Raw genomic sequence first — 638 nt, 5'->3', positions numbered from 1 at the left:
CTAAGTACTTTCTTCATTGCTTTCTTTGTTTCTGCTGTAACAATCTTTGGTCCTGTTACATAATCACCATATTCTGCTGTATTTGATATTGAATATCTCATTCCTGCAAATCCTGACTGGTAAATTAAGTCTACGATAAGCTTCATTTCATGGATACATTCAAAGTATGCGTTTCTTGGATCATATCCTGCTTCACATAATGTTTCAAATCCTGCCTGCATTAATGCACAAACACCACCGCAAAGTACTGCCTGTTCTCCGAATAAGTCTGTTTCTGTTTCTGTTCTGAATGTTGTTTCAAGAACTCCGGCTCTTGCTCCACCAATTCCTAATGCATATGCTAAAGCCATATCTAATGCCTTACCTGTTGCATCCTGTTCTACTGCTACTAAACATGGTGTTCCTTTTCCTGCCTGATATTCTGAACGTACTGTATGTCCCGGTGCCTTAGGAGCGATCATTGTAACATCTACATCCTTAGGTGGTACGATACATCCGTAATGAATGTTGAATCCGTGTGCAAACATAAGCATGTTTCCTGCTTCAAGGTTTGGTTCGATGTCTTTCTTGTACATATCAGCCTGTAATTCATCATTAATAAGAATCATGATGATGTCAGCTTTCTTTGCTGCTTCTGC

General features: G+C 39.2%; 1 protein-coding gene. It reads right to left on the bottom strand.

Annotated elements, in window-relative coordinates; translation table 11 throughout:
* On the bottom strand, positions 1-638 hold a 638-nt coding region (gene ilvC, locus N5B56_RS13370), incomplete at both ends, for a ketol-acid reductoisomerase (protein ID WP_260979180.1).

Origin of the sequence: Eubacterium album (assembly GCF_025336545.1) — a bacterium.
In the GTDB taxonomy this organism is placed as follows: domain Bacteria; phylum Bacillota; class Clostridia; order Lachnospirales; family Lachnospiraceae; genus Eubacterium_U; species Eubacterium_U album.
Note: the sequence above shows the minus strand (reverse complement) of the source record. Positions and strands in the feature narration are given on the sequence as shown.